Here is a 21,047-nt window from a genome sequence, read left to right as displayed (position 1 = left end):
ACGTCGAGCTGATTACATGACGATGCTGCCATGGCCAGGTCAGGATTATGTCATGGCGGATCGGGATCAGACCGATGTGAACGGTACTACGCCGGTGACGCCGGTGCAGGAAACCGTGTGCCCGCTCTTTTGGGGCAAGAGCGCCCCGGAAGAGTCGGAGGGGTGTGGCCATTCGCTGCTTTCCCACCTGCTCGACGTGGCTGCCGTGGCGCGGGTGCTGCTCGAGCGATTCATTCCCCCGCCTGCATTGCAGGAATTCCGGGCCGAGGTGCTCGCCGCGCTCGCCGGCTTGCATGATTACGGCAAGGCGATCCCCGGTTTTCAGGCCAAATGGCGGCAAGGCCGGGCGCGGCTGGAAACCGCCGGGTTTTCCTTTCGGCCGCCGCAGGTACTGACGCAGGATCGGCACGATCTGGCCACCGCCGCCCTGCTGCCCAAGGAGACGCACATTGCCGAGGCGCTCGCCTGCATTCTGGGTGGGCATCACGGCTATCTCGTCCGATTGGGTGAGCGCAAACATGCCGCGCCGAACCGTGAATCCCCCGAATGGCGCGCAGCGCGATGTGCCTTGCTGCGCGACTATCTCGCAGCGCAGGGGCTCGATGCATCCGCCCTGCCGGACGGGGAATTTTTGGAAACCCGGCTCGACGCGGCGCTGTGGCTGGCTGGACTCGTGAGCGTGGCCGACTGGATCGGCTCGAACGAAGCTTTCTTTCCTTATGCAGGACGCCCGCCGCCCGGTCCGGCCTACTGGCAGGATGCGCAAGAGCGCGCCGCTCGCGCCTTGCAGGAACTGGGCTGGCGCGAAACCGTGAGCTTGCTCGAAGACGAACGCGAAGACACGGCCGCCCTCCTTTCCCGCATGACGGGAAAGGCGCTCGCGCCGCGCCCCTTGCAGAGCGCCGTCGAGGAACTGCTGCGCGGGATCGCCGAACCGCCGCTCGTGCTCATCGAAGCGCCCATGGGCGAAGGCAAGACCGAGGCGGCCTTCCTCGCGTTCTTGCGCCTGCAGCGGCGCTTTGGTCTACGCGGATTTTACGTCGGGCTGCCGACGCAGGCGACCGGCAACGCCATGTTCGAGCGCGCGGTGCGCTTTTTGCAGGCTTTCGCCGACCAGCATGACGTCCAGCTCGACATCCAGCTCGCGCATGCCGGGGCTGAATTGGTCGAGTCGTATCAGGCGCTGCGTGGCGTCTACGGCGAACCGGGCGAGCACGTTGCCGCGGCGAGCTGGTTCGCCAAGCCCAAACGCGCGCTCCTTTCCCCGTTCGGGGTCGGCACCGTCGATCAGGCGCTCTACGCCGTGCTGCACGTCAAGCACCATTTCGTGCGGCTGTGGGGGCTCGCCCAGCGCGTCGTCATCCTCGACGAAGTGCACGCCTACGACGTCTACACCGGCGGGCTGATCGCGCATCTCTTGCGCTGGCTGAAGCGCATGGGCTGCGCCGTGATCCTGCTCTCGGCCACGCTGCCGCGCGCCAAACGCCAAGAACTCCTCGCCGCCTGGGGCGTCGCCGAAAGCGAGGAAACCGCCTATCCGCGTGTCTTGCTGGCCGAAGGGGGGCGGATCTCATCCCAGACGATCATCGCCCGCGAGCAGGCGCCGATCGCGCTGCGCGCGCTTTCCGAGTCGCTCGAATCCATCGCCGAGACGGCGCGGAATCTGACGGCCGAGGGCGGGTGCATCGCCGTCATCGTCAACACCGTCGCCCGCGCGCAAACCCTTTACTCGATGCTCGAAGATACGGTCGGAGATGCGGCCGAGGTGCTGCTCTACCACGCGCGCTTTCCCGCCGACCAGCGTCAGGTGATCGAACAGACGGTGCTCGCGCGGTTTGGCGGCGGCGCGAGACCAGAACGAGCGATCCTCATCGCCACGCAGGTCGCGGAACAAAGCCTTGACGTCGATTTCGACGCCATGATCACCGACTTGGCGCCCGTCGACCTCGTGCTGCAACGCGCCGGGCGCCTGCATCGGCACCCGCGTCAGCGCCCCGAAGCGCATCGGGAGCCGATGCTCTACGTGGCCGGTCTGGCCGGCGAGGCGCCACCCGACCTCACCGCGACGCGCTGGAAGTACGTCTATCAGCCTTACATCCTGCTGTGCAGTTGGCAGCAGTTGCGCAAGCAACTCGTCATTCGGCTGCCTCACGACATCGACCCCTTGGTGCAGGCGGTCTATGACGCTGCACCAGCGGATGAGGGCGCGGAGGTGGCGACGGTGCAGGATCAGGATGCGGCCTATGGCCAATACCTCGCCGAGATGCAGGAAATGCGCCAGCGGATGCACAACGTCGCGCTCGATGCCGACGCGCCCGATCTTTTCGCGCTCATCGACATCCCGCAAGCGCGCGAAGCTGGCGAAGGAGGGCTCGAAGTCGTCACGCGTCTGGGCGAAGAAAGCCTCGCCGTGGTGCCGCTGTGGGTCAACGAAGCCGGCTGGCGCGAGCGCCCGGATGCGCCGCCCTTCGACCCGCAGTGCCCGCTCGAGCGGGACCGCGCGCGGGTGGTCTACACCCGTCAATTGCGCGTCTCACGCAAGGCGCTCATCGAATCCCTGAAAGCGCAAGCAAGGCCGCCGGCGTTCGCCGAATCCCCGTATCTGCGTGATCTCTACCCCTTGCTTCTCGATGACGAAAGCAAGACAATGGCGGGAAACCTGCAAGTGCGGCTCGATCCCTGTCTGGGGTTGGTCTATGAGAAGGAGGAGACGTGAACCATTTGGCGCGCTACAACCTGATCGATGAATCGTGGATTCCCGTGCGTTTCCTGGATGGGCGAAGCGCCCACGTCGGTCTTGCCGCAGTGTTCCGAGAGGCGCACGCCATCCGAGACCTCGACGAGCCCAATCCCGCCAACCGTATCGCGCTCTACCGCGTCCTGCTCGCCATCCTGCACCGCGCCTTGGGCGCGCGCTTCAAATCATGGGGCCTGCAGGAGCGCCGACGCTGGCGGCGTGAGGGGCTGCCAAGCGACGCCGTGCTCGATTATCTCGAACACTGGCGCGAGCGCTTCTGGCTCGTGCACCCCGAGCATCCCTTCATGCAGGTGGCGGTCATCAAAGGTATTCCCGCGGTAGAAAAAAACCGAAAGTCCCCTTTTTATTTGACGATGGCGGGCAATGACGGTTTTTTGTTTGAGCATCGTCTGATGCACGAAGGTCATTGGCCTGGCGTCTTGCGTGACATGTTGGGACTTTTCTGTTTTGTGCCAGGAAAAAAGGTAAGGGTGCTCAAGGAATCGGAAAAAGCCGGACCGCTCGCCAACAGCGCCGCTTTTATGGCGCTGGGTGCGAATCTGGGCGAGACGCTGCTGCTCAATTTGGGTTCGGGAACGTCCGGTTCGGACGATCTGCCCGCGTGGGAAAAGCCGCCGCCCTCGATACAAGACCTCGTCGCGCCGGCCACCTTGGCCGCCGGCCCGAACGATCGCTACACCCGTCAGTCGCGCGGTGTCCTACTCGACGTGGACGATGCCGGGATGGTACGGGAAATACGGTTTTCTGCTGGTATCGCCTTGCTGGAAGACCCTCATGCTCCTGATCCAATGGTTGCGCAGAGTGTTGGCAAAAGCAAAGATGGCGAGAAGATTGTGCGCACCCGCTTCAATGGCGGTCGCGCCCTCTGGCGCGACTTGCCCAGCATCACGGCGGATGCCAAAAAAACGGCGCCTGCTGTGCTTCGCCATGCGGCTGAAATCACCGACGACAGTGAGGTGCTGCACGTGCTTGCCGCGGGGCTTGCCAGCGACCAGGGCAAACTCGAACGCGTCCGCATGGAACTGCTGCGCCTGCCGCACGCCTTGCTTGCCATCGAGGGCGTGGCGGCGGCGTTTCGGAAAGACGTGACACACGCCGAAGCCTTGTACGACAAGCTGCACGCTTTGGCTGCGCGTGTCGTGGCGCTGACACAACCCGACCCAAACCACGAGCAAACCCGCAAAAAAGCTCGCGAGCGTGTCGCGCAAAGTCCGCTCGCAGACGTTTATTTCACCCGTCTCGAACAGCGGCTGCCAGAACTGATGGCGAAATATGCCAGCATCAAGGACTACTCCGCTGACGACTGGGAAGCGGCGCATCGTTTCTGGCAAAACGCCATGACCGAGGCCGCACACGCCTTCTGGCGCGAACTGGGCATCCTGCTCTCCGACACGCCGCGCGCCTGGAGGGCGATGGCGCAGAAAGAGACCGAATTCAACATCATCCTCAGCGACCGCAAGGAGAACCGCGATGCCGCATGAAAATGAAACCGTCCCGCAAGACCTGCCGCAACGCGGGGAAACACGCAGCCGGGCGCAGCAGTTCATCAATCACTTGGCGAGGGTTTGCGAAGACCGCGGCGCGCGCGCCATCCTGCGCCGCTCGGCGGCGTTTGCCCCGGGCGAGTACGTGCCCGCTTTTCCTTTCGTCGAGCCCTTCCTGTCCGAAGACACGCCCCAGAGCGAGCGGCCCGCGTTCTACCTCGGCGCTATGCTTTACGCGCTGCACGGCCAGCATCAGGAAGGCCGCTCGCTCGCCCGGGCGTTTGGGGCGCTGTGGAGGAAGAACGACCAGCGCCCCAGCCTCGAAAGGCGCTTCATCGCGCTCCTCGAAGCCGACGCCGACGGTCTGCCCGAGCACTTGCGCCAGATCGTCACGCTGCTGAAAGAGGAAGCATTTGACCACGCGGCCCTGCTTGCCGACCTGCGCGAACTCATGAAGCCTTACGCCACCGAGCGGCAAAACCGCATCCGCGCCCGCTGGGCGAAAGATTTCTACCGCACCCAAGGTAGTGCAGCCGGCGAATCCCCCGAGGCAGCCGCCCCTGCGCTCTGACCCTATCCTGAGGAGATCAGCATGCCCCCCTTCATCGAAACCCACATCATCCAGAACATCGCCCCCGGCAACCTCAACCGCGACGACACCGGCGCGCCCAAGGACGCCATCTTCGGCGGATTTCGGCGCGCGCGCCTGAGTTCGCAGGCGCAGAAGCGTCCGACACGGAAAAATTTCGAAGATCACAAAATCCTTCGTGGGGCACTTGGCGTCAGAACCGCCAGACTCGATCGTTTGCTCAAAGCCAGTCTTCAGGAAAACGGCATTGTGCGGGCAGATCGTTTCAACGAGATCGTCAAACTTGCCTTGAAGAAGAAAGACAAGAACAAGGATAAGGACAAGGATAATAAAAGCGACAAAGACGAAAGTGAGGCGAAGAAGCTTTCTTATCTCATGTTTCTTGCACCGGGCGAGGTCGCCAAGTTCACGAGTTTGATTGGGAAATATTCCGATGATTTGAAAAAGCTTTCCGAGCAGAAGGCAGTAAAGCAAAAGGATATTCCTGAAAAGTTTTGCGATGATCTGGCAGCATGTTTCCATGCTTCGGGAAACGCCGCCGACATCGCCCTTTTCGGCCGCATGCTCGCCGATCTGCCGGGCGCCAACCAGGACGCCGCCTGCCAGGTGGCGCATTCGATTTCCACCCATGCCGTCGAGCGCCAGTTCGACTACTTCACCGCGGTGGACGACTTGGCCACGCCCGAGGAAAGCGGTGCGGCGATGATCGACAACGTCGAATTCAACTCCGCCACCCATTACCGCTACGCCGCACTCGACCCGCTGAAACTCCTTGCCAACCTGCAAGACGACGAGGAACTCGCGCTGGCGAGCGTGCGCGCCTTCATCGAGGCGTTTGCGCGTACGCTGCCTTCCGGCAAGCAAAACAGCTTTGCCGCGCACAATCCGCCCGCTTTCGTCGGCGTGGTACTGCGCCAAAGGATGCCGATCAACCTCGCCAATGCCTTCGAGCAACCGGTTTTCCCACAGCGCGACCGGGCGCTTTCCGCGCTTTCGGTCGCGCGGCTCGCGCATCAGGAAAAAACCCTGGCCCAAGCCTATGGCGAAGAGGGGCCGTGGGCCGTGCTCGATCTCACCGGTGCTTGGGATGCGGGAGGAACCGCCGTGGTCAAGCTCGCCGATTTGGCCGAATGGGCGGCACGGCAGGCGGCGGAACTCTACGCGGCGCGAGGCTGAAAGCCATGCCGACGCTGCTTTTGCGCCTCGCCGGCCCCCTGCAATCCTGGGGTACGACGAGCCGATACGACGAGCGTGATTCCCAGCTCGAACCGAGTAAGTCCGGCGTGCTGGGGCTGCTCTGCGCCGCGCTGGGCCGAGACCGGCATCTGCCGGTGGATGACCTCGCCCGCTTGCGCATGGGCGTGCGGGTGGATCGGGAAGGCGTGCGGGTGCGCGATTTTCAGACCGTCCAAGGTGTGCTCAAGCGCGATGGCAAAGCGGATGCCGATTCGACCATCATCAGCCCGCGCTATTACCTGTCCGACGCCGTCTTCCTCGTCGGGCTGGAAGGCGACGAGGTGGATTTTCTCCGCTCGCTCCAGGCGGCGCTTCATCGTCCGGTCTGGCCGATCTTTCTCGGCCGCAGGAGCTGCCCGCCCGGATTGCCCGTGGCCCTGCCCGACGGTGTGTGTGACACCTCGCTCGAAGATGCCCTGCGCCGCCATCCCTTGCTCGTGGGCGGCGAGGAGGGCGCACGGCCTTTGCGCGTCGTCCTCGAAAACCCCGACGACAGCCAAGGCGCGCTGCGCATGGATCAACCCGTCGCGCCTTTTGCCGAACGGCGTTTTGGCGCGCGTTTCGTGCGCTCGGAGGTCTGGACATGCCCCTCATCCTGAGCCGGCTGGTGCTCGATCCGCGCGACCATGCCGCGCGCCGTGACGTGGCAAACCCCTATGCGATGCACCAGACGCTCGCGCGCGTCTTTGCCGAGCACCCGGATGCTCCGCCAGCGCGCTTTCTCTGGCGCCTGGAGCCGGGCGGGCCGTTCGATCGGCCCACCGTCCTGATCCAGAGCGATCGAGCCGGGAACTGGGAGCGCTTGCCACCACGCTATGGGCATGCCCAAAGCAAGCCCTACGACCCCGCGCGCCTGCTGCAAACGGGGCGCGAACTGCGTTTTCGGCTGTATGCCAACCCGACCCGGGCGCGGAAAGTCGACGGGACGCCCGCGCGTCGCGGGCAGCGCGTGGGGATCCACGATGACCTCGAGGCGCTGGCATGGCTCGATGGCCAAGGCCGAACACGCGGAGGTTTCACGCTGTGTCGCCTCGAGCGTGCCGCGGTGCGAGCCGGCGAGGCGTTTTGGTCGGACCCCGGCGCGAGCGGCGAAACGGATGTGCCGACCCTGTTCGACGTCCAGGTACGTCGCTCGCGTTGGCGTTTTCGCAAACCGGGCACCGACGCCGCGGCTTGGCTCACGTTCGACGTCGCCTACTACGACGGACGCATGGAAGTGACCGATCCCGGGCGTCTTCTGCAGATCATCGAACAGGGGCTTGGGCGCGGCAAGGCGTTTGGCCTGGGGCTGCTATCGGTGGCGCCGTGAGGTCATCGTCATGAACGAACCGCTGCCGCCACCGCGCCCGATTCCGATCAAGGAGCGCCTCTCGGTGCTCTACGTCGAGAAAGGGCAGCTCGACGTGCTCGACGGCGCTTTCGTCGTCGTGGATGTCAACGGGGTGCGCACCCATATCCCCGTGGGCGGCGTGGCCTGCCTGATGCTGGAGCCCGGCACGCGCGTCTCGCATGCCGCCTGCGCGCTCGCGGCGAGGGTGGGTACCTTGCTCGTTTGGGTGGGTGAGGCCGGCGTTCGCCTCTATTCTGCCGGGCAACCGGGCGGTGCCCGTTCCGACCGGCTGCTGTATCAGGCAAAGCTCGCCCTGGACGATGAGCTGCGCCTCAAAGTCGTGCGCCGCATGTTCGCCATTCGCTTCGGTCAAGAGCCGCCGCAGCGACGCTCCGTCGAGCAACTTCGCGGCATCGAGGGGGCGCGCGTGCGCGAAATGTACAAGCGGCTGGCCGAACGCTACAAAGTGCGCTGGGTGCATCGTGACTACGATCCCGAATCCTGGGAGTCCTCCGACCGACCCAATCGCTGCCTGTCGGCTGCCACCGCAGCGCTCTACGGCGTCACCGAAGCGGCGGTGCTTGCCGCAGGCTATGCACCTGCGATCGGTTTCATCCACACTGGAAAGCCGTTATCCTTCGTCTACGATATCGCGGACCTTTTCAAATTCGATACCGTCGTGCCGGTCGCTTTCGAAGTGGCCGCCTCGGCGAAGGCGAACGCCGAGCGGGAGGTGCGCCTGCGCTGCCGCGACGTATTCCGCCGGACGCGGCTTCTCGAAAAGATCATCCCGACCATCGAGGATGTGCTTGCCGCCGGCGGCATCGCGCCTCCTGAGCCGGCGCCTGACCAAGTGCTGCCGGCCATTGCCGACAAGGAGCCTTTGGGCGATGTTGGTCATCGTGGTTGAGAACGTCCCGCCCCGGCTACGGGGTAGATTGGCCGTCTGGCTGTTGGAAGTGCGTGCTGGCGTCTACGTCGGCAATTACTCGCGCAGGGTACGCGAGGAGATCTGGCGCCACGTCGAAGCCGGCGTCGGCGAGGGCAACGCCGTGATGGTCTGGCGCACGAACAACGAGGCAGGCTTTGAATTCGTGACGATAGGGGCCAACCGGCGCGTGCCCGTCGAACTGGACGGCGTCCAGCTCGTGTCGTTCCTACCGCCAGAGCCGGTGTCGCCAAACGGTGGGTCGGCGGTAGGTTAGCGGGCAGTGTGCAACTTATTTAAAAACATGGGAAAATTTCAAGTGTGTTCCCCGCGTGCGCGGGGATGAACGGAAATCCTGCGCTGGACGCGGGCCGGGGGGCGGTGTTCCCCGCGTGCGCGGGGATGAACCGCGGTCAAAATCACCCAGCGCAGCGTCTCACGCGTGTTCCCCGCGTGCGCGGGGATGAACCGAGGTTGAGCGCGCCGAGCCCGGCGACCGCGCCGTGTTCCCCGCGTGCGCGGGGATGAACCGAAGTTCTGCCCGTCATAGCACACCGTCTCGTGCGTGTTCCCCGCGTGCGCGGGGATGAACCGGCGTGCAGCCGAGCCGGTTCGAGGAGGTGGCGGGTGTTCCCCGCGTGCGCGGGGATGAACCGCGCGACGCAACATCGAAAAAGCGCGACGCAACAGTGTTCCCCGCGTGCGCGGGGATGAACCGCGAGCACGAACCGGCCGTAGGCCGTGGCTCGTGTGTTCCCCGCGTGCGCGGGGATGAACCGAACCCGCCGACCGCCACGATGATGAGCGCCGCGTGTTCCCCGCGTGCGCGGGGATGAACCGAACGATTCCGCCACGGGTTGCGGTGTTGAAAAGTGTTCCCCGCGTGCGCGGGGATGAACCGGGGGATCGGGCCTGGGCGATGGAGTGGATCGAGTGTTCCCCGCGTGCGCGGGGATGAACCGAAGGTGGCGAATTTGGGCAGGACGCCGGTGGTGTGTTCCCCGCGTGCGCGGGGATGAACCGCTGCCAACCCAGCTCGCAAACGCTTTGTCTGAGTGTTCCCCGCGTGCGCGGGGATGAACCGACCTTTGCCACCACGCTCGAGGCGGTTCTGGACGTGTTCCCCGCGTGCGCGGGGATGAACCGCCGCACGCGCACACGGCAGCGCGGCGGATCGAGTGTTCCCCGCGTGCGCGGGGATGAACCGCTGCTGTTGGTCAGCACGCCGACGATAGATGGGTGTTCCCCGCGTGCGCGGGGATGAACCGCTGCAATTCATGGATCGGTTCACCGACGAAGAGTGTTCCCCGCGTGCGCGGGGATGAACCGTGCTTGACGTGCCGGACGTGTCTGGCGTCGTGGTGTTCCCCGCGTGCGCGGGGATGAACCGACAAAACGCCGCAGGCAATTTATTCGGCGCTGCGTGTTCCCCGCGTGCGCGGGGATGAACCGGGGTATCTGGGCCGCGTGGCCGAGTTCAACCCGGTGTTCCCCGCGTGCGCGGGGATGAACCGGTGAGCATCAATCCGACGCGCGATTTGTCGCTCGTGTTCCCCGCGTGCGCGGGGATGAACCGGTAACCGCAACCATCGACGAGGCGCAGAAAACGTGTTCCCCGCGTGCGCGGGGATGAACCGAGCGCCAGCCATACGCCGACGCCGAGGTGTGGGTGTTCCCCGCGTGCGCGGGGATGAACCGATTCAGCAACGCCACAAATAGCAACAACCATCGTGTTCCCCGCGTGCGCGGGGATGAACCGGCGTATCCTCCGGCGACCATGGGCCGGAGTAGGTGTTCCCCGCGTGCGCGGGGATGAACCGCACCGAAACATTGATCGTCCAGATGCGCCTGGTGTGTTCCCCGCGTGCGCGGGGATGAACCGTCGCCGATCGCATACGCCTTGTACACGAACGGCGTGTTCCCCGCGTGCGCGGGGATGAACCGAACACGAACAGACCTAGACCCTCGACGATGACGTGTTCCCCGCGTGCGCGGGGATGAACCGACCGCCTGCAGCAGCTAGACATGTTGCGTGCAAGTGTTCCCCGCGTGCGCGGGGATGAACCGGCAATTGAACTTGCGGGGTCGATGAAGTCGCTTGTGTTCCCCGCGTGCGCGGGGATGAACCGTGTTACACGCCCAGCGCGTGCGCTATGCCGACCGTGTTCCCCGCGTGCGCGGGGATGAACCAGGCGCCGGATAGCCTGCTGCACCTGATCGGATGTGTTCCCCGCGTGCGCGGGGATGAACCGTTCTGCACCTGCATGTCGCCAAAGAGCTCGCCGGTGTTCCCCGCGTGCGCGGGGATGAACCGGCCACTGGGCGCCTGCTCGGGGCCGAAGGGGTGTGTTCCCCGCGTGCGCGGGGATGAACCGTAGTAATTATGGGTTCGTCGAAGGCATTGACTAGTGTTCCCCGCGTGCGCGGGGATGAACCGCGGGTGGCCGCGAGCTGCCTGGCCTGGTAAATGTGTTCCCCGCGTGCGCGGGGATGAATCGGCGAGGCAAGGCAGGCGAGGCAGGCAAGGCAAGGAAGGGATTGTTAATCTCGCAGCAATCGACAGGGTGGCAGGCATGCTTGAATCGATCCTCTCTTATGCCAACGATCACGCTTGGGCGGGCTGGATGTTGGTGGGACTGCTGTTTGCGCCGCCTATACTGATCAGCTTCATCCAGGGGGAGCGTGGCATTTCGCCTATCGGCACGATGTTGGGTTGGTGGGCGCTTGTTTTCATCGTTGCCCTCGTGTTAGCTTAGCCGCCGCGTGCGCTTCGCCCGGCTGAAAAGCCGGGCATGGCTTGAAACGTGCCAAACTCATGATAAGCGGCGTAGGGCTTACCAAATCCCACTGCAGCCTCGAAGGGGTCGGCTCGGTGCGTGCGCGAATTCAGCAGCTCGCCCGTACGGTAAAGGATGCTGCCGCGCCCCTTCTTGGCGCGCGGTGGTTGGTTTCAAGGGCGCCCAGGGTCGGCCTGCTATGCGCGCCATCGGTCAGGAGATGGGGGCGCGCATCGCGCAGCGATTCGAGGCCGAGCGCGACCCGGCAGGCCGTGTATTCCCCGCGTGCGCGGGGATGAACCGGCCATGAACGCCTGCGTCGATTGCATGGTGATGCGCTGCGCCGACTGCGACAGGCCAGGTAATGCGTAAGCCGCCGCATGCGCCGCCGCGCCAATGGCAGCGAGCCTCTCGATGTGTCCAATCGCGCCTTTGAGTGGCGCGCTGAACCGATCGGTCAGGCTCAGCGTGACGTCGATTGCCATGCCTCTCATCGACATGACAACCACCCCATGCTATAAAGAAACATGACAGCCACCTCATGCTATAAGTAAATATGGCATCGCTGATTCTTTCCTTGCTTGCCGCCGCACTCGCCTGTGTGCCGGTCTTGCTGATATGGGATACGTTTACCGCACTAATGGCTGTCTGCGCGCTCACGCTCATGCTGTGGCCGCTGCTGGCGCTTGTGCACGAATTGACCGAGGCGTTCATCGTCGGTATCGCTCGGCTCATCCGCCGCTGCGCGCCTTGAGCGCACGCTCGGCGCGCCGAACCTAGCCTACGAACTCGTTTATCTCTATCGCGCGTCCGAGCTCTGGCGTCCAGTGGTAGGCCAGTGCCTCGAGCCCGTCGATCGGCGCGATCACGCGTTTCCCAGCATTTCGGCCACGGCGCCGAGATCTTCAGGTCGCCAACTTCGGCCGGTTTCCATGAGTAGGGCTCGAAAGAGAGCACCGTGCGCAGCCCTTCGACCTGCTGAAAAGCCGGACGTGGATTGAAACCGGGCGAGCACAGCGAACGCCAAGCGCACAGCGCGGTCGTCTATCTCGACGCGGATCATCGACCATTTCCATCGGCGAGCGTCTGCGCCAGCAGTCGTTCCGTCTCGTCGAGCTCGCGCTGCCATGCCTCGCGACTCACCGGGTTGCCGCTCAGAGCCGCCTGATTCCGGCAGTATGCCGCCCACTGCACGATCTCGCGTCGAGTCGAGAACGGCGTGAGCGGAGAATCAATCAGGACAAATCCAATTTTCATGTCATGCTTCTGACTGCAGCATGGACTCATTTTAATTCTTCCTCCAGTCTGCGGTGTCCGGCGCACTTTCAGCATATTCCTTTAGATTGTGCCGCCAACCCTTGAAATCATATTGGCATGATAAATAGGATTCCCCGTCACGCAGACTCGGGTTCCAAAGAGCAAATTTGAGCCATACTATTGCCTCATGGATACCCTTCTCGCCGTTCTTGCTCTTCTTCTTGTCGCGATCGCTGCTTGGCTGCTGGCGCCAGTGCTGCCGTGGTGGGGGTTGATTCTCGCTGGCGTTGCGCTCGTTTTGCTCGTTCCTGCAGGCGTTGGCGTCGCCGCCGGGATCATTCAGAAGCGTTTTTGAGTTTTTGCGCCAAGTTCGCAGGACGCTCCTGTCGCGTGAACGCCATTGAGGTAACCGGTGATCTCGGGGCATAATGCTGCTTGACCTTGGTTTCTGGAATCTCGCCATGCATGCTTCCATTCGTGAGCTCAAAGTGACCCTGATGCGCCTCTTGAGAGTGCGGCGTCGTGGGATGGTGCACATGCGATCTCGCCTCGCCGTAGGTATTCCCGAGGTAACTGACGTGGGATTGCGCCAGCTGATGACCGAGGGAGCGATCTCCTGGAATGGGGAGAAACTCCAGCCCAAGGATCCGGTGGTGCTGTCTTCTGGTGGCACTCCTGTCAGCCAAGGGGTAATCGAGGGGCGGGGGTGATCCTCTTTTGCGATACCTCTGCACTCGTCAAGCTCTACGTCGAGGAAGTTGGAAGCGCCGAGATGCTTGCGGCTGTTGCGCGGGCGCGCATGGTTGCGGTTGTGCGGATCGCCTGGGCTGAAATCATGGCGGCACTGGCACGACGCGTCCGGGAGCGCCCCATCGACGCAGCCGCCATCGACACTGTGCGCGCCCGGCTGCGGGATGATTGGACGAACTATGCCATCGTTGAAGTTACCCAATCGCTCGTCGAGCTCGCCGGTACCTTTGCCGATGCGTTTGCGCTGCGCGGCTACGACAGCGTCCAGCTGGCGTCTGCGCGAACGGTGCAGCAAGCCACCAGAGACGAGCTGCGTTTCGCCTGCTTCGATGCTCGACTCACACAAGCGGCGATGCTGCTGGGCATAGCCCCTTTGCGCATGCGATCGTCCCAATAAGAATAGCCAATCCCCTGTCTGTTTTTACCGCCCCCACCACCACCCCGCGGCAAACGCTGCCACCCAGAGCAGCATCCACACGAGCCGCTCGCGGCGGCGGCTGGCCGCTTCGCGTTCGGCGCGGCGCTCGCGCAGTTTTTCCCGTTCGCGCTCGGCCAGGCGCTCGCTGAGGTCGCGGTGGACGAGGCGGGGCAGTTGCGGCAGGAGTTTCGCCCATTGCGGGGCTTCTTCTTCGAGTTGGCGGCGCAGCGCCCGCCAGCCGACTTGCTCGCTCATCCAGCGCTCGAGGAAGGGCTTGGCCGTTTGCCACAGGTCGAGCTCGGGGTCGAGCTGGCGCCCCAGTCCTTCGATGTTGAGCAGCGTTTTTTGCAGCAGCACGAGCTGGGGCTGCACTTCCATTTCGAAACGCCGGGCGGTTTGGAAGAGGCGCAGCAGGGTCTTGCCGAAGGAGATGTCCTTGAGGGGGCGGTCGAAGATGGGTTCGCACACGGCGCGGATCGCGCCTTCGAATTCGTCGACGCGCACGTGCGGCGGCACCCAGCCGGCTTCGAGGTGGGCGATGGCCACGCGCCGGTAGTCGCGCTTGAAGAAGGCGAGGAAGTTCTGCGCAAGGTAGTTCTTGTCTTCGTCGGCGAGCGTGCCGACGATGCCGAAATCGAGCGCGATGTAGCGTCCGTCGTCGGCCACGAGGATGTTGCCGGGGTGCATGTCGGCGTGGAAGAAGCCGTCGCGGAAGACCTGGGTGAAGAAGATCTCCACACCCATGGCCGAGAGGCGCTTGAGGTCGATCCCCTTGGCGCGCAGCGTCTCGATCTGGGAAATCGGGGTGCCGACCATGCGCTGCATCACCATCACCTCGCGCCCGCAGTAGTCCCAATAGACTTCGGGCACGAGCAGCATGTGGCTGCCGGCGAAGTTGCGCCGCAGCTGCGAGCAGTTGGCTGCCTCGCGGATGAGGTCGAGCTCGTCGTGCAGGGATTTGGCGAATTCCGCCACCACTTCGCGCGGTTTGAGCCGCCGGCTCTCGGGCCACAGCGCTTCGAGGAGCCGCGCGGCGGTGTCCATGAGCGCGAGGTCGTGCTCGATCACCGGGGCGATGCCCGGGCGCAGGATCTTGACGGCCACCTGCGTGCCGTCGAAGAGTTCGGCGAAGTGCACCTGCGCCACCGAGGCCGAAGCCACCGGGTCGCGTTCGAAATGGGCGAACACGGCCTCGAGCGGTTTGCCGTAGTGCGTTTCCAGGAGCGCGCGGGCCTGTTCGCTCGGGAAGGGGGGGACGCGATCCTGCAGGAGGGCGAGCTCGTCGGCGATGTCGGGCGGGATGAGGTCGCGGCGGGTGGAGAGCATCTGGCCGAACTTGACGAAGATCGGCCCGAGCGATTCGAGCGCCCGGCGCAGACGCACGCCGCGGGGCACGGCGCTGCGCCGCCAGAAGAAGAGCCGGCGCCACCAGCGCGTCAGGCGCCCCGAGGCGTCGGCCTGGGCGACGATCTCGTCGAGCGAGTAGGCATAGACGATCCAGAAGATGCGGGTCAGTCGCAGCAGGCGCACGGTGGGATTCGACGGGTTGCGGAATGGCCAAGGTTAGCGCAAATCGGCGCGTTTGGGGCGGGCGGGACGGCTATAATTGCAGTTCGACGAACGCAGAACCGAGTCATGATGAGCCAAGATCCCTCCCTGTCCGTGTCCGACCCCAAGGTGCTGCTCGCCGCGCTGTTGCGCCAGGCGCTGATGGCGGTCGTGCCGCAATACGCGCATCTGCCGCTCACGCTCGAACGCCCGAAAGCGGCGAGCCACGGCGACTGGGCAAGCAACATTGCCTTGCAGTTCGCCCGCCAGATCAAGCGCAATCCGCGTGAGCTCGCCCAGGAGATCGTCCGCGAGATCACGCCTCATCCCTGGGTGGCCAAGGTGGAGGTGGCCGGGCCGGGGTTCATCAATTTCACGCTCGCGCCGGCGGCGAAAAACGCAGTGGTGCCGCAGGTGCTCGCGCGCGGGGTGCGCTACGGGGCGGGGGAATCCACCGGGCGGCGCATCCTGGTGGAGTTCGTCTCGGCCAACCCCACGGGGCCGCTGCACGTCGGCCACGGGCGCGGGGCGGCCTACGGGGCGGCGCTCTCGGACGTGCTCGCCTTTGCTGGCCACACCGTCGAGCGCGAGTACTACGTGAACGACGCGGGTCGCCAGATGGACATCCTGGCGCTCTCCACCTGGTTGCGTTATCTCGAGCGTTTCGGCGTCGCGGTGCCTTTCCCGAGCAACGCCTATCAGGGGCGCTACGTCATCGACATGGCAGCCACCATTGCCGAGCGCCATGGCGATCGCTTCGCCAGGGTGCGCGCCGAGGACGTGCTGGCGGGTACGCCGGGCGAACCCGATCCCGAGCGCACCGACCCGCAGGCCGTGGAGCAGCGCGAGCGGCACCTCGATCGGCTCATCGCCAACGCCAAGCGCCTGTTGGGCGAGGATTACGCCTGGATCCACGAGTTCGCGCTCGCCGAGCAGTTGGGCGACTGCCGTGACGATCTGGCCGAGTTCGGGGTGCGGTTCGACCGCTGGTTCTCGGAGAAGAGCCTCTACGACACGGGGATGGTCGAGCGCGCGGTGGAGACCCTGAAGCAGCGCGGCTATCTCTACGAGCAGGACGGCGCCTGGTGGTTTCGCTCCACCGACTTCGGCGACGACAAGGATCGCGTGGTGCGCCGTGAAAACGGTAGTTACACCTATTTCGCCTCCGACATCGCGTACCATTGGAATAAGTACGAACGCGGCTACGATCTGATGATCGACATCTGGGGGGCGGATCACCACGGCTACATCCCGCGCGTGCGCGCGGCGATCCAGGCGCTGGGGCTCGATCCGGAGAAGTTCGAGGTGGCGCTGGTGCAGTTCGCCGTGCTCTATCGCAATGGCGAGAAGGTGTCGATGTCGACGCGCGCAGGCGAGTTCGTCACGCTGCGCCAGTTGCGCGCCGAGGTGGGTAACGACGCCTGCCGCTTCTTCTACGTGTTGCGCAAGTGCGACCAGCACCTCGATTTCGACCTCGATCTGGCCAAGAAGCAGTCGAACGAGAACCCGGTCTATTACGTGCAGTACGCGCACGCGCGCATCTGCTCGGTGTTGCGCGAGTGGGGCGGGACGATCGAAGATTTGCGCGAAGCGGACGCGTCCTTGCTCACGAGCGATGCGGCGCTCGATCTGTGCGTGCGCCTGCAGGCATTTCCCGAGGTGGTGCAGACGGCGGCCAGTGAGCGCGCGCCGCACCACATCGCGTTCTATCTGAAGGATCTGGCATCGGACTTCCACGCCTGGTACAACGCCGAGCGTATCCTGGTGGAAGAAGAGCCATTGCGCCTGGCGCGGCTGGCGCTCGCGGCGGCGGTGAAAACGGTGCTCGCCACGGGTTTGGGGCTGCTCGGGGTCTCGGCGCCAGAGTCGATGTGAGGAGGGGGCCATGATCGAGCCGGGGGTTTGCCGTCGCCGTCGAGCGCAGCGGGCTGGAAGTGGAGGGCGCTTGGGCGCGGGCGGCGGTACGGCGTTGGGTTTGTTGGTCGGGCTGGCCATCGGGGCGCTGATCGCCGCGGCTTTCGCCTGGTGGTTTACGCGTACGCCGCCTTTCACGACTGCGCCCACCAGGGACACGGGGCAAGCGGCTTCTGCCTCCAGTGGGGCAGTGTCCGATATGAAGTTCGATTTCTACAAGACGTTGACCGGAGAAACGAACGGCACGACGAAAGAGCCGGCAACCATAGTGCCCGAGCCGCCTCGGGTGGCGGCGATTGCGCCCGAGCCCCCCCCGGCACAGACGCAGGAGCGGCTTTTTTGGCAAGTGGGTGCTTTTGCCAACGAGCGGGAGGCGAGCCGGGTGCGCGCCGAGCTGGCGTTGGTGGGGATCACTTCCACGGTGGAACCGGTGCGAATGCCCGATGGTCGTACGCTCTATCGGGTCCGCGCCGGCCCCTACCGCAGTCAGGACGAAGCGCAGGTGGCGCGTGCTCGCTTACAGGCGGCGGGCTATTCCCCGACGCTGGTTAGATGAGGAGCGACGAGAATGATGAAAAACGGGGGTATCGACCGCAGACGGTTTCTCCAGGCTCTGGGCGCGTTCGCTTTGGCCGGGGCTGGCAGCGTGCAGGCACGGCAGGGCAGGACCCATTTGGAACTTTCTCCGGCGCAGCCCACCCTGGCTGGCAAGATCGAGGTGATCGAGTTCTTCCACTATGGCTGTCCGCATTGCCGCGATCTCGATCCGCTGGTGGAACGGTGGAAGAAAACCTTGAGCGAGGACGTGGCGTTTCATCGCTCCCCCGTGATCTGGGGGCAAGGAGCGCTCGCGGGGCTGGCGCGACTGTACTTTTCGCTCGATGCGACCGGTCAGCTCGAGGCGCTGCACTCGAAAATCTTCGCCGCGGTGCAGGACGAGCGGCGTCTCGTCTATGACCGCGACGGCGCGCGGGCCTGGGTGCAGGAAAACGGCGGCGACGGCAAGGCGGTCTACGATGCCTGGACTTCTTTCGGCGTGGAGACGCGCGTGAAAGAGGCCGATGCGCGGGCCCGTGCCTACAAGATCGACGGGGTGCCGACCCTGGCGGTGGGTGGGCGCTATCTCACGTCCGCCTCGCTCACCGGCAGCCACGAGGCGGCGCTCGAGGAAGTCGACCGGCTGATCGCCCGGCTGCGCCGCGGCTGACGAGGGCCCGCTTTCGTGGGAAAATCCAATCTTTCCCATGAACGGGGCGGGGCGCATCGTCCTGCCGGCGACGAGGATCCGAATCGATGGACGTATTGGAGGATTTGCGCGCGCGCGGACTGATCGCGCAGACGACCGATTTCACGGCGCTGCAGCAGCGCCTGCAGGAAGGCCGAATCACGCTCTACTGCGGCTTCGACCCCACCGCCGACAGCCTGCATCTGGGCCACCTCGTGCCGGTGCTGGTGCTTCGCCGCTTCCAGCAGGCGGGTCACCGGCCGATCGCGCTGGTGGGCGGGGCGACCGGCATGATCGGCGACCCGAGCTTCAAGGCCAACGAGCGCAAACTCAATTCGCTCGACGTGGTGGCGCAGTGGAGCGAGCGCATCCAGCGCCAGCTCGAACCCTTCCTCTCCTTCGAGGGCGGCAATCCCGCGATCCTGGCGAACAACTACGACTGGTTCGGCCGGATGAACGTGCTCGACTTCCTGCGCGAGGTCGGCAAGCACTTCTCGGTCAATGCCATGATCAAGAAAGAGGCGGTGCAGCAGCGCTTGGCGCGCGACGAGGTGGGGATTTCCTTCACCGAGTTTGCCTATAGCCTCTTGCAGGCCTACGATTTCGTCGAGCTCTACCGCCACCATGGTTGCCTGTTGCAGATCGGCGGTTCGGATCAGTGGGGCAACATCACCGCCGGTATCGACCTGGTGCGGCGCTTGTGCCGCGCCGAAGTCTATGGGCTGACGCTGCCGCTGGTGACCAAGGCCGACGGCACGAAGTTCGGCAAGACCGAATCCGGCGCGGTGTGGCTCGACCCGCGCAAGACTTCGCCCTACAAGTTCTATCAGTTCTGGCTCAACACGGCCGACGCCGACGTCTACAAATTCCTGCGCTACTTCACCTTCCTGTCGGTCGAGGCGATCGCGGCGATCGAAGAGGAAGATCGGCGGCGCGACAAGCCGCAGGCGCAGCGGGTACTCGCCGAGGAAGTGACCCGGCTGGTGCATGGCAGCGAGGCCCTGCGCGCGGCCGAGCGCATCAGCGCGGCGCTCTTCTCCGGCTCGCTCGAGGCGCTCACGGAAGAAGATTACGCCCAGCTCGCGCTCGATGGCATGCCCACGGCGGCCTTGTCGCGCGAGCAGAGCGGCCTGGTGGATGCGCTCGTGGCCGCGGGGTTGGCGAAGTCGAAGAGCGAGGCGCGCACGTTCCTCAGTAGCGGCGCGGTGGCGGTCAATGGCGTGAAAGTCACGGCGCTGGACGCGGTGATCGGCGACTCCGACCGGCGCTTCGGCCGCTACACGGTGCTGCAGCGCGGCAAGAAAAACCACTGCCTGATCGTCTGGGGATGAACCTCGCCACGGTGCTCACGCGCGCGGCCACCGGCGTCGAGACGGCGCGGGTGGCGGTGGAGGTGCATCTGGCCAACGGGCTGCCCGCGTTCAACCTCGTGGGTTTGCCCGATGCCGAGGTGCGCGAGGCGCGCGAGCGCGTGCGCGCGGCGATCCTCACCGCCGGGCTGGAGTTTCCGCCGCGGCGCATCACGGTCAATCTCGCCCCGGCCGATCTGCCCAAGAGCGGCGGGCGGTTCGATCTGCCCATCGCGGTGGGCTTGCTCGCGGCAAGCGGTCAGGTGCCGCCCACGGCGCTCGACGATCACGAATTCCACGGCGAGCTGGGGTTGGACGCGAGCGTGCGGCCGGTGCGCGGCGTGCTTGCCGCGGCCTTGGCGGCGCGGCGCGAGGGTCGGCGCGTGGTGGTGCCGCGCGCGAACGCCCATGAGGCGTTGCGCGTCGGGGCGGAGACGGTGGCGGTGGCATCGCTCGCCGAGCTCGTCGCCTGGCTGCGTGGCGGGCGTCTGCCGGCGCCGCCCGAGCCGATGGCAGAGGTGGCAGGCTCCGCGTGGCCGGACCTCGCCGAGGTCAAGGGTCAGGCCGGGGCGCGACGGGCGCTGGAGATCGCCGCGGCGGGCGGTCATTCCCTGCTCCTCTACGGACCGCCGGGCACCGGCAAGTCGATGCTGGCGCAGCGTCTGCCGGGGATTTTGCCGCCGATGAACGAAGAAGAGGCGATCGAGACCGCGGCGGTGTGGTCGAGCGACGGGCGCTTTGCGCCGCACCTGTGGCGCGTGCGTCCCTTTCGCGCGCCGCACCACAGCGCTTCGCCCGCGGCCATCGTCGGCGGCGTGGGCGCCGGCGGGGCGGTGCGTCCCGGCGAGATCTCGCTCGCGCACGGCGGCGTGCTCTTCCTCGACGAATTGCCCGAATTCGAGCGCCGGGTGCTGGAAGCGCTGCGCGAGCCGCTCGAGACGGGGCGGGTGGCGGTGGCGCGGGTGAAGGAGCGGGTGGAATACCCCGCCCGCTTCCAGCTGGTGGCGGCGATGAACCCTTGCCCTTGCGGCTACCTGGGCGATCCGTCCGGGCGCTGCCGCTGCACGCCGGCGCAGATCGAGCGCTACCACGCCAAGCTCTCCGGGCCCTTGCTCGACCGCATCGACCTGTGGGTAGAGGTGCCGCGCCTGCCGCCGGAGACGCTCGCCGCCGCCACGGCGGGGGAACCGTCGGCGAACGTGCGCGCTCGGGTGCTCGCGGCGCGCGAGCGGCAACTGGCGCGCCAGGGCAAGGAGAATGCGCGTCTCTCCGGCAGCGAACTGGAGACGCACGGCAGGGCGAGCGAGCCGGCGCTGGCTTTGCTCGGGCGCGCGATCACGCGGCTCGATCTCTCGGCGCGGGCCTACCACCGCATCCTGCGGCTTGCGCGCACCATCGCCGATCTGGCGGGCCATGAGACGATCGAGCCGGCGCACGTGGCCGAGGCCGTGCAGCTGCGCCGCCTGCCATTTTAGAGGACGCCC

At 65.4% G+C, this 21,047-nt stretch carries 20 protein-coding genes and 1 CRISPR repeat array; of the genes, 18 read left to right on the top strand and 2 right to left on the bottom strand.

What is annotated here, in order from left to right:
• Nucleotides 1–52 precede the first annotated feature (52 nt).
• The 10 genes from cas3 (at nucleotide 53) to GV368_RS04895 (ending at nucleotide 11,856) form a co-directional block, all read left to right on the top strand.
• Nucleotides 53–2,716: a CRISPR-associated helicase Cas3' gene (gene cas3, locus GV368_RS04940; protein ID WP_169115712.1), complete on the top strand. Its 2,664-nt coding sequence runs from the start codon at nucleotides 53–55 to the stop codon at nucleotides 2,714–2,716.
• Nucleotides 2,713–4,239: a type I-E CRISPR-associated protein Cse1/CasA gene (casA, locus tag GV368_RS04935; protein WP_169115711.1), complete on the top strand. Its 1,527-nt coding sequence runs from the start codon at nucleotides 2,713–2,715 to the stop codon at nucleotides 4,237–4,239. Before cas3 ends, casA begins: the two co-directional genes overlap by 4 nt.
• On the top strand, nucleotides 4,229–4,813 hold the full coding sequence (gene casB / locus GV368_RS04930) for a type I-E CRISPR-associated protein Cse2/CasB (protein ID WP_169115710.1): 585 nt from the start codon (nucleotides 4,229–4,231) through the stop codon (nucleotides 4,811–4,813). The genes casA and casB overlap by 11 nt, the downstream gene beginning before the upstream one ends.
• Nucleotides 4,814–4,834: 21 nt before the next feature.
• A complete protein-coding gene (cas7e, locus tag GV368_RS04925; RefSeq protein WP_169115709.1) occupies nucleotides 4,835–6,007 on the top strand; it encodes a type I-E CRISPR-associated protein Cas7/Cse4/CasC in 1,173 nt (390 codons plus the stop codon).
• Between the two features lie 5 nt (nucleotides 6,008–6,012).
• The gene (gene cas5e / locus GV368_RS04920; RefSeq protein ID WP_169115708.1) at nucleotides 6,013–6,666 is read left to right on the top strand and encodes a type I-E CRISPR-associated protein Cas5/CasD; all 654 of its coding nucleotides are present in this window, start codon (nucleotides 6,013–6,015) and stop codon (nucleotides 6,664–6,666) included.
• A complete protein-coding gene (cas6e, locus tag GV368_RS04915; RefSeq protein WP_169115707.1) occupies nucleotides 6,651–7,376 on the top strand; it encodes a type I-E CRISPR-associated protein Cas6/Cse3/CasE in 726 nt (241 codons plus the stop codon). Before cas5e ends, cas6e begins: the two co-directional genes overlap by 16 nt.
• A gap of 10 nt (nucleotides 7,377–7,386) precedes the next feature.
• Nucleotides 7,387–8,307, top strand: coding sequence for a type I-E CRISPR-associated endonuclease Cas1e (gene cas1e, locus GV368_RS04910; protein WP_169115706.1), 921 nt, complete (start codon nucleotides 7,387–7,389; stop codon nucleotides 8,305–8,307).
• Entirely contained in the window at nucleotides 8,288–8,602 is a 315-nt protein-coding gene (cas2e, locus tag GV368_RS04905; RefSeq protein ID WP_055423122.1) for a type I-E CRISPR-associated endoribonuclease Cas2e, read from the top strand. The genes cas1e and cas2e overlap by 20 nt, the downstream gene beginning before the upstream one ends.
• Before the next feature lie 44 nt (nucleotides 8,603–8,646).
• A CRISPR array of direct repeats spans nucleotides 8,647–10,823; the repeat unit is 29 nt; unit sequence GTGTTCCCCGCGTGCGCGGGGATGAACCG.
• A gap of 75 nt (nucleotides 10,824–10,898) precedes the next feature.
• The gene (locus tag GV368_RS04900) at nucleotides 10,899–11,081 is read left to right on the top strand and encodes a hypothetical protein (RefSeq protein WP_142804121.1); all 183 of its coding nucleotides are present in this window, start codon (nucleotides 10,899–10,901) and stop codon (nucleotides 11,079–11,081) included.
• A 577-nt stretch (nucleotides 11,082–11,658) separates the two neighbouring features.
• On the top strand, nucleotides 11,659–11,856 hold the full coding sequence (locus tag GV368_RS04895) for a hypothetical protein (protein WP_142804122.1): 198 nt from the start codon (nucleotides 11,659–11,661) through the stop codon (nucleotides 11,854–11,856).
• Between the two features lie 305 nt (nucleotides 11,857–12,161).
• Here GV368_RS04895 and GV368_RS04890 read toward each other — a convergent pair whose 3' ends face one another.
• On the bottom strand, nucleotides 12,162–12,434 hold the full coding sequence (locus GV368_RS04890; protein ID WP_169115705.1) for a hypothetical protein: 273 nt from the start codon (nucleotides 12,432–12,434) through the stop codon (nucleotides 12,162–12,164).
• A gap of 112 nt (nucleotides 12,435–12,546) precedes the next feature.
• Between GV368_RS04890 and GV368_RS04885 the strand changes: the two genes are divergently transcribed.
• The 3 genes from GV368_RS04885 (at nucleotide 12,547) to GV368_RS04875 (ending at nucleotide 13,506) form a co-directional block, all read left to right on the top strand.
• Nucleotides 12,547–12,714: a hypothetical protein gene (locus GV368_RS04885; RefSeq protein ID WP_169115704.1), complete on the top strand. Its 168-nt coding sequence runs from the start codon at nucleotides 12,547–12,549 to the stop codon at nucleotides 12,712–12,714.
• Between the two features lie 106 nt (nucleotides 12,715–12,820).
• The gene (locus tag GV368_RS04880; RefSeq protein ID WP_169115703.1) at nucleotides 12,821–13,069 is read left to right on the top strand and encodes a type II toxin-antitoxin system prevent-host-death family antitoxin; all 249 of its coding nucleotides are present in this window, start codon (nucleotides 12,821–12,823) and stop codon (nucleotides 13,067–13,069) included.
• Nucleotides 13,066–13,506: a type II toxin-antitoxin system VapC family toxin gene (locus GV368_RS04875; RefSeq protein WP_169115702.1), complete on the top strand. Its 441-nt coding sequence runs from the start codon at nucleotides 13,066–13,068 to the stop codon at nucleotides 13,504–13,506. The genes GV368_RS04880 and GV368_RS04875 overlap by 4 nt, the downstream gene beginning before the upstream one ends.
• 24 nt (nucleotides 13,507–13,530) lie before the next feature.
• On the opposite strand, the gene ubiB is transcribed toward GV368_RS04875, so the two are convergent.
• Nucleotides 13,531–15,057 carry a ubiquinone biosynthesis regulatory protein kinase UbiB gene (gene ubiB / locus GV368_RS04870; RefSeq protein WP_169115701.1) on the bottom strand — a complete coding sequence of 509 codons (1,527 nt, stop codon included), beginning with the start codon at nucleotides 15,055–15,057 and terminating at the stop codon, nucleotides 13,531–13,533.
• Nucleotides 15,058–15,162: 105 nt separating this feature from the next.
• Here ubiB and argS point away from each other — a divergent pair, with 105 nt between their 5' ends.
• The 5 genes from argS to GV368_RS04845 all read left to right on the top strand — a co-directional run bounded on the left by argS (nucleotide 15,163) and on the right by GV368_RS04845 (nucleotide 21,038).
• Nucleotides 15,163–16,950, top strand: a complete 1,788-nt coding sequence (gene argS, locus GV368_RS04865; protein ID WP_206673284.1) for an arginine--tRNA ligase — start codon at nucleotides 15,163–15,165, stop codon at nucleotides 16,948–16,950.
• A 10-nt stretch (nucleotides 16,951–16,960) separates the two neighbouring features.
• Nucleotides 16,961–17,545, top strand: a complete 585-nt coding sequence (locus tag GV368_RS04860; protein ID WP_169115700.1) for an SPOR domain-containing protein — start codon at nucleotides 16,961–16,963, stop codon at nucleotides 17,543–17,545.
• 12 nt (nucleotides 17,546–17,557) lie between these two features.
• Nucleotides 17,558–18,196 (top strand): thiol:disulfide interchange protein DsbA/DsbL, encoded by a 639-nt coding sequence (locus GV368_RS04855; protein ID WP_206673283.1) that lies wholly within the window; start codon nucleotides 17,558–17,560, stop codon nucleotides 18,194–18,196.
• Between the two features lie 86 nt (nucleotides 18,197–18,282).
• Nucleotides 18,283–19,545 (top strand): tyrosine--tRNA ligase, encoded by a 1,263-nt coding sequence (tyrS, locus tag GV368_RS04850; RefSeq protein ID WP_169115699.1) that lies wholly within the window; start codon nucleotides 18,283–18,285, stop codon nucleotides 19,543–19,545.
• Nucleotides 19,542–21,038 (top strand): YifB family Mg chelatase-like AAA ATPase, encoded by a 1,497-nt coding sequence (locus GV368_RS04845; protein ID WP_169115698.1) that lies wholly within the window; start codon nucleotides 19,542–19,544, stop codon nucleotides 21,036–21,038. Before tyrS ends, GV368_RS04845 begins: the two co-directional genes overlap by 4 nt.
• Nucleotides 21,039–21,047 lie beyond the last annotated feature (9 nt).

The organism is Tepidiphilus baoligensis (assembly GCF_012911495.1).
In the GTDB taxonomy this organism is placed as follows: domain Bacteria; phylum Pseudomonadota; class Gammaproteobacteria; order Burkholderiales; family Rhodocyclaceae; genus Tepidiphilus; species Tepidiphilus olei.
This window is presented reverse-complemented; position numbering and strand designations above follow the sequence as displayed.